Source organism: Streptomyces sp. NPDC060198, assembly GCF_042728415.1.
In the GTDB taxonomy this organism is placed as follows: Bacteria; Actinomycetota; Actinomycetes; order Streptomycetales; family Streptomycetaceae; genus Streptomyces.
This window is the reverse complement of record NZ_JBHWZJ010000452.1, coordinates 1-4995: the sequence shown is the minus strand read 5'-3', so window position 1 is coordinate 4995 and position 4995 is coordinate 1. Positions and strand designations below refer to the sequence as shown.

Below are 4995 nucleotides of genomic sequence, written 5' to 3'. Positions count from 1 at the left end.
CTATTCGGCCGCGGCCGCCGGGCGGCCCGTGTCGCCCAGCGACACGTCCTGATCCGGCACGGCTTGGCCGGAACGGATCAGGTCGATCCGTCCCATCACCTTCGAGCGCAGATCGGTCGGGACGTCGTCCTGACCGCAGCAGCGCTTGACCAGCTTCTTCACGGCCTGCTCCAGGCCGTACTTCTCCAGGCACGGGGAGCACTCACCGAAGTGCGTCTCGAACTTGGTGCTGTCGCCCTCGGGCATCTCGTGGTCGAGGAACTCGTAGAGATGGTCGAGAACCTCTGAGCAGTCCGTCTCGTGCGGCTCTCCGCAGCTCATGAGGCCGAGCCTTTCCGATCGTCCGACTCACCGGCGCCGGCGGGGACCAACCCGCGCTCGCGGGCGTAGTCCTCCAGCATGCCGCGCAACTGGCGGCGTCCGCGGTGCAGTCGGGACATCACCGTACCGATGGGAGTCCCCATGATGTCCGCGATCTCCTTGTAGGCAAAGCCCTCGACGTCCGCGAGATAGACCGCTATGCGGAATTCCTCGGGGATCGCCTGGAGCGCCGACTTCACGTCGGAGTCCGGGAGGTGGTCGAGCGCCTGCGACTCGGCCGAACGCAGCCCGGTCGACATGTGCGACTCGGCCCGCGCCAGCTGCCAGTCCTCGATCTCCTCGGCGGCGCTGCGCTGGGGCTCGCGCTGCTTCTTGCGGTACGAGTTGATGAAGGTATTGGTGAGAATGCGGTACATCCACGCCTTGAGGTTGGTTCCCTCACGGAACTGGTGGAAGGAGCCGTACGCCTTCGCGTAGGTCTCCTGGACCAGGTCCTCGGCGTCCGCGGGGTTGCGCGTCATGCGCAGTGCCGCGGAGTACATCTGGTCGAGAAAGACGAGCGCGTCCCGCTCGAAACGTGCGTTCCGCTCGTCCGTCGTCTCCTCCGGGCGGCCGTCGTCGGTCCCTGTGTCGTTACCAGTGACCGGACCCACCTCCTCCAACGCTGTTGCGGGGCCGAAACCGGACCCGCTCGCCTCGGAGAATAGTCGACCAAGGTTCCGCGCGTGCGGTCGATCGCTTCCGCCCGGCGCGCGCACGGGAACGGCCGTCGGCGCGTGCAGCACCGTCCACTCCAGATCCGCGGCGTTCGAGCGACGCGGGCAGATGGTCGAACCCATGCGACGGACTCCCTCTCCACAACCAGAATTTGTGCCGGTGTACCGGAGTGCCGGTGTACCGACCGCGTCGGCGTACCGGGCGCCGATGTACCGAACAACAGCGGCCCCCCGGCCCGCATTCCCCATGCCCGCGCCCCCTCGGCGGGGTGTGACGGGTACCACCTCCGACGGGGGTTCTGGAGGGCTCAGCCGGGGAGCCGGGCCAGCCAGCCGGTGACCGCGCCGGTCAGGCCCTCCATCACCTGGGCCTCCGTCAGCCCCGCCCGCTTGGGCACGGCGAAACCGTGGTCGCCGTGCGGGACCTCGGCCATCTCGTACGCGCCGGAGGGGAATTCGGCGGGGCGGCCGAAAGGGTCGTTGCCGCCCTGCGCCACCAGAGTGGGGACCCCGGTGCCCAGGAGTTCGTCGGCGCGTGACCTCTCGGGCTTGCCCGGCGGGTGCAGCGGGAAGCTCAGCGCGAGGACGGCGTGGGCGCCGAGCTCCCCGGCGGTGCGGCAGGCGACCCGCGCACCGGCGCTCCGCCCGCCCGCGACGACCGGCACTCCGGGGGCGGCCAGCTCGGGCCAGAGCGCCCGCCAGCCGGCGTCCAGGGTCTTCGGTGCGGGCGCGACCTTCTTCCCCGCGACCCGCCAGGGCTGCTCCACCAGGGCGACGCTCACCCCGTGTCCGGGTACGACGGCGGCCAGGGCCGCCAGGTCCCGCGCCTCGATGCCGCCGCCGGCCCCGTGGCCGAGGGCCAGCACGAGCCGGGCGCCGGTGGCGGGGAACCAGGTGATCCTGGCCTCCCCCGCCGGGGTGTCGACACGGACGGGCCGCCCGCCCGGGGTGGTTCCTTCGCTGCTCATGGGTCCCATCCTGCCCGGGCCCGGCCCGCCGTCAGAACAGCGTGGTCTCCTCCGGCGCGGCCAGCTCCTCCTGGAGTTCGGGGCCGTTGTTGCGGACGTTGCTGACGGCGGTGGCGACGGGGTAGGCGCGCATCAGTCCGCCCTCGGGCGGGGCGACCAGGGCGCGCAGTTCCTCGCTGTCGGTGCGCGCCGGGTCGAGCCAGGCGTCCCAGCGGTCGGGGGTCAGCATCACGGGCATCCGGGGGTGGATGTCGGCGAGCGCGGCCGGGCCTTCGGCGGGGGCGACCGCGAGCGGGGTCGTCTCCGCCTCGGTGGTGATCACCGAGCAGGTCACCCACCACGCCCCGGGGTGGTCGGGCGGGGGGGTGGCGTCGCGCCAGAACTCGTAGAGCCCGGCCATCGCGAAGACCGACCCGTCGGCGGGGGTCACGAAGTACGGCTGCTTGCGGGGCCGCTTCTTCTTCCCCGCCTCCTCCAGCTGCCGCTCGTCGGCGCCGGTCATCCACTCGTAGTAGCCGTCGGCCGGGAGGATGCAGCGACGCTGGAGGAACGCCTTGCGGAAGGAGGGCTTCTCGTGGACGGTCTCGGCGCGGGCGTTGATCATCCGCGCGGCGCCCTCCGGCGTCTTGGCCCAGGAGGGTACGAGGCCCCACTTGAGGGTACGGAGCTGGCGAACCGGACGACGGTCCGCGGCGTCCTTCAAGGGACGCTCCAGTACGGCGTAGACCTCCTTGGTCGGCGCCACGTTCCAGTCGGGGTCCAGGGTCTCCTCCGGGTCCCACCGCTCCACCTGGAAGAGTCCGGTCAGGTCCTCCGGCCGCCGGCTCGCCGCATAACGTCCGCACATGTCTGCCAGCCTGCCACGAAACCCCGTCCCCGCCGCAAGGAGTCCCAGCCGCAATGGACAGCAACGAACTGGGCGCCCTGTGGGACCGTGTGTTCGGCACCCAGCCCGCGCCGGAACAGTGGCTGGTGGTGGTGACCGCGGCCGCCGCGCTCGTCGCCGTCGTCCCCAACGTGCTGTGGCGGCTGACCCGCAACTCGATCACCATCGCGCACGAGGGCGGCCACGGGCTGATCGCCCTGCTCACCGGCCGGAAGCTTTCCGGCATCCGGCTGCACTCGGACACCAGCGGCCTCACCGTCAGCCGGGGCAAGCCGACCGGCATGGGCATGATCCTCACCGCCGCCGCCGGCTACACCGCGCCGTCACTGCTCGGCCTGGGCGGCGCCTGGCTGCTGACCAACGGCCGCATCACGCTGCTGCTGTGGCTGGCCACCGCGCTGCTCGCGGTGATGCTGGTGATGATCCGCAATCTGTTCGGGGCGCTGACCGTGATCTTCACGGGCTCCCTCTTCCTGCTGGTCTCCTGGCTCACCTCGGCCGCCGTGCAGTCGGCGTTCGCGTACGCGGTGGTCTGGTTCCTGCTGATGGGCGGGGTGCGCCCGGTCTTCGAGCTCCAGTCCAAGCGGCGGCACGGCGGTGCTCCCGACTCCGACGCGGACCAGCTGGCCCGGCTGACGGACGCCCCGGCCTGGCTCTGGCTGTTCCTCTTCCACGCGGTGTCGCTCTGCTCGCTCATCGGCGGCGGTCGCTGGCTGCTGGGCATCTGACCGGTTCCCGGGACAGCCCCTCGTGGGGCGTCCTGGCGGGGACACACGCCCTAACGACCTCGTGCACGGTTAGCGGTGGGACGTCGAAAGGGTCGGTGGGGCCTCGGTGCTCAGGTCTGCCGAGCCAGGATCTGGTCTGCGGTCTGCTGCTGGGTCAGCAGGCTGGCGACGGCTTGAACGGTGTCGTCCATGTGCTCGCGGCGGCCGAGGTGACGGGCCAGAGCCCGCCAGTTCTTCAGGTGGGCAATGCCGTGCTCGACCCTGATGCGGCGTGAGGAGTGGGCCTTGCGCCGGCGCTCATGTATTTCCTCGTACCAGTCCGGGGCGTTCTTCTTGAACTTGCGGTGCGGGGGCGTCACGATGCGTCCGCCGGTCTGTGCTCCGAGCCCCTGGTAGCCGGCGTCGGCGAGGATCTCGACCGCTGGACCGTCGGCCAGAAGCTTGACCAGCCCTAACTCGCGGGCGTGAGTGATGTCCGCGCAGCTGCCGGGTCTGGTCGGGCTGCAGAACAGCAGCCGCCCGTTCCCGTCGGTGAAGACCATGGCCTTCACGGCGTTCTGCTTGTTCTTGCCGGAGATGAAGCGATCCCGGTCCTTGTGGCCGACGGCCGGGCGGCGGACGCGGATCTCGGTGCCGTCGATGATGCCGGTCTTCCCGGTTGCGCCGAGATGGTCGACGACCTCGGCCAGGGTTCGCAGTCGCAGGTCGGGGCTGATGGTGCATCCTCGCTCCGCGAGCAGGGGCCGCACCTCGCCGATGGCCCGTGTGACGGTCGAGCGGTCCACGCCGAACCAGCAGGCCAGCACGTCGTGAGTAACCCCGTGGCGAAGGTGCACGAGCGTGGCCAGGAGCCGGTCAACGAAGACCATGCAGTGCTTCGCACCGGCGCCCACCGCGCGCTTCCGCGACCGGGACGCCAGCCTGGCCTGGTGCCGTTCATGCCACAACGGGCCGACCTCGGCGACGAGTTCAGCGATCACAGCGGCCGACAGGCCCGTGATCCTCCGGTCGCTGATGATCGCTGTGCGCATCGCGTTCCCCACCACAAAGCCATGATCGACGATCCAGAGCTCGATGTCCCACCGCTAATCGTGCACGAGGTCGTAAAGCGTGTTGCGGAAGTGGCGCCGTCCGCCCGTGGGGCGGGTCCGGCGGCGTCCGGTGCGTGCGATCGCACGGCGGAGGGTCGCCCCGGTACTGGATGTATCGGGGTGATCCCGACAACGCGGCGAGCGTGCGTGCCGGGCGTCGCCGGACAGGCGGGACTTTCGCAACACGCTTTAAAGCGTGTTGCAGAAGCCTGCGCTTCGGGTATTTCTCCTGTATGGGTGGGGTGTTGCGGGCTGAGGCGTTGTGGGTGGAAACGTTCACCGGGC

The 4995-nt window shown here is 70.5% G+C and carries 6 protein-coding genes; 1 reads left to right on the top strand and 5 read right to left on the bottom strand.

Annotated elements, in window-relative coordinates:
- From rsrA to ACFWEP_RS31405, 4 genes are all read right to left on the bottom strand, one after another.
- Positions 1-321: a mycothiol system anti-sigma-R factor gene (rsrA, locus tag ACFWEP_RS31420; protein WP_387375203.1), complete on the bottom strand. Its 321-nt coding sequence runs from the start codon at positions 319-321 to the stop codon at positions 1-3.
- Positions 318-974, bottom strand: a complete 657-nt coding sequence (locus ACFWEP_RS31415) for a sigma-70 family RNA polymerase sigma factor (RefSeq protein ID WP_266708915.1) — start codon at positions 972-974, stop codon at positions 318-320. Before ACFWEP_RS31415 ends, rsrA begins: the two co-directional genes overlap by 4 nt.
- Positions 975-1345: 371 nt before the next feature.
- Positions 1346-2005, bottom strand: a complete 660-nt coding sequence (locus ACFWEP_RS31410) for an alpha/beta family hydrolase (RefSeq protein ID WP_387375202.1) — start codon at positions 2003-2005, stop codon at positions 1346-1348.
- 31 nt (positions 2006-2036) lie between these two features.
- Entirely contained in the window at positions 2037-2852 is an 816-nt protein-coding gene (locus ACFWEP_RS31405; RefSeq protein WP_387375201.1) for an SOS response-associated peptidase, read from the bottom strand.
- Between the two features lie 53 nt (positions 2853-2905).
- On the opposite strand from ACFWEP_RS31405, the gene ACFWEP_RS31400 reads away from it, so the two are divergent.
- Positions 2906-3619: a M50 family metallopeptidase gene (locus ACFWEP_RS31400; protein WP_387375199.1), complete on the top strand. Its 714-nt coding sequence runs from the start codon at positions 2906-2908 to the stop codon at positions 3617-3619.
- Between the two features lie 110 nt (positions 3620-3729).
- Here the strand turns inward: ACFWEP_RS31400 and ACFWEP_RS31395 are convergent, their stop codons facing one another.
- Complete coding sequence (locus ACFWEP_RS31395) at positions 3730-4650, bottom strand: transposase family protein (RefSeq protein ID WP_387375198.1); 921 nt, start codon at positions 4648-4650, stop codon at positions 3730-3732.
- Between the last annotated feature and the right edge of the window lie 345 nt (positions 4651-4995).